The sequence below is a fragment of the Nocardia sp. NPDC060220 genome (assembly GCF_042727815.1).
Lineage (GTDB): Bacteria > Actinomycetota > Actinomycetes > Mycobacteriales > Mycobacteriaceae > Nocardia.
In genome coordinates this window covers 1-1,730 of record NZ_JBHWZY010001159.1, presented here as the reverse complement: position 1 = coordinate 1,730, position 1,730 = coordinate 1, and the positions used below count along the sequence as shown (strand labels likewise).

The 1,730-nt window shown below is 70.0% G+C and carries 2 protein-coding genes; both read right to left on the bottom strand.

The genetic code is table 11. The features are described from left to right. Nucleotides 1–181, bottom strand: a 181-nt coding sequence (locus ACFWF3_RS34780) for a hypothetical protein (RefSeq protein ID WP_379318313.1), incomplete at its 3' end; no start/stop codon positions are given. A gap of 29 nt (nucleotides 182–210) precedes the next feature. Next, nucleotides 211–1,730, bottom strand: a 1,520-nt coding sequence (locus ACFWF3_RS34775; RefSeq protein ID WP_379318311.1) for an SDR family NAD(P)-dependent oxidoreductase, incomplete at its 5' end; no start/stop codon positions are given.

Sequence of the window (1,730 nt, the reverse complement as noted above, 5' to 3'; positions counted from 1 at the left end):
ACTGCGCCGGTGCGGTGGTGTGTCGCACCGCGGGCACCGCCGAGCTGGGCGCCGGGGCCTCCGGCGCTGTGGATGACGATCGGGGGGCGGGGCTGACGGCCGGCTCCAGTGCCAGCGACCAGGCGAGGACGTCGAAGGGCTCACCGTCGAAGTCGAGGGTGTCCAGTGGTGTGATGGTCATCGGATCTCCATTCCTCACATCGACGATGCTCACGCGCGCTGCTCGCGCAACCGCACGGCCTCGGCGAACTTCTCGGTCATCTCCGGAGTGGCGATCACGGCGAGATCGGAGTAGCGCTGCAGCACAGTGCCGTTCGGATCACACGCCGTGACGGTCACGGTGACCTCGGTGCCGGTCGCGTTGGCACGCAGGTCGTCGACCACCAGCACGAACGAACTGTCGTCGGGCAGGGGGGCGAAGTACTCGATACGCCCGATCGACAGCGGCAGGCAGGCCGAGTTCATGAACCACACACCGAGCAACGCGCCGGCCTGGATCGCGACGTCGGCCAGCACCGGACTGTGCAGTGCCCCCGCGTAGTTGCCGGTGCCGAGGCGAGCGTCGGGGAGCTTGCCTTCCACGACGAGGCGGCGGTCGGCTCGTTCCAGGATGCGGCGCACGCCCTGCAGCAGCGGCCCGTGGAACAGGTCCGCGGCACGGTAGACGTCGAGCCCGTTCTCCGGTCCCACACCGATCGCGTAGCCCGGCCAATCGGAAACGACGGGGGCGGGCCATGTTTCAGCAGCGAGGAGGAAGGTGCCGGTGAAGTGCGACGGCGCCAGTGTCTTGCCCGGTTCGTCGCTGCGGATCCAGACCGTGACGCTCAGGCGATCGTCGACGACGATCCCCGCCTGCGCCTCGAGCCGGTAGGAGCGTTCGTCCTTGCCGTCGTAGACGATGCCCCGCAGTACCTCGAAGCCGGTGCATTCCACCACCCGCAGGCCGGGGTTGGCGCGCTCGAGCACATTGATCGCCCAGCCGAGTCCGGCGGCCGCCGGGAACACCGGGAACTTGCCGACTCGATGATCACCGATCACCGCGTCGCCGGCCAGCGGCGCGAGATCACGGTGAGTGGTGAAAGAGCTTGTCGGGGTGAGGGTCACGGCCGTGGCCAGCGGTGCCGCGGGACCGACCAGCACCGACACGTCGTCGGCGCGACCGGGGGCGAACTGTTCGGCGAACATCCGGGCTCCGGCGTCCATCCCGAGCAGCGCGACACCGCGGGCGAGGAAGACTTCGCGCAACTGCGGAGTCACCATGCCGCCGTCCCACGCACCCCAGTTGACGGTGGTGACGTGGCCGGCCAGACCCTGCCGTCGCCAGCTCACCGCCGCCCGGTTGAGGGCTTCGTTGGCGACCGCGTAGTCGGCCTGACCCGGATTGCCGTACACCCCGGCCACCGACCCGAACAGGATGAGGTGCCCGAGCGTGGCCTCGCGCAAGGCGGTGACCACGTTGTACAGCCCGTCCAGCTTGGTCGCGAGGACGAGACGGATGTCGTCGGCCGTCTTGGCGGGGAGCAGGGAATCCGCGAGGGCGCCTGCCCCGTGCACGATGCCGGTGATCCGGCCCGCGTCCGGCGCGAGTGCCCGCTCGGTGGCGTCGGCGTCGGTGATGTCGACCGCGAGGTAGCGCACCCGTGCGCCGGTCTCGGCCACCGCGTCAACAGTCGCGCGGATCTCGCGCTGTGCCAGCAGGTTTCGGGTGAGGCCGTCGACCTGCTTGGGCG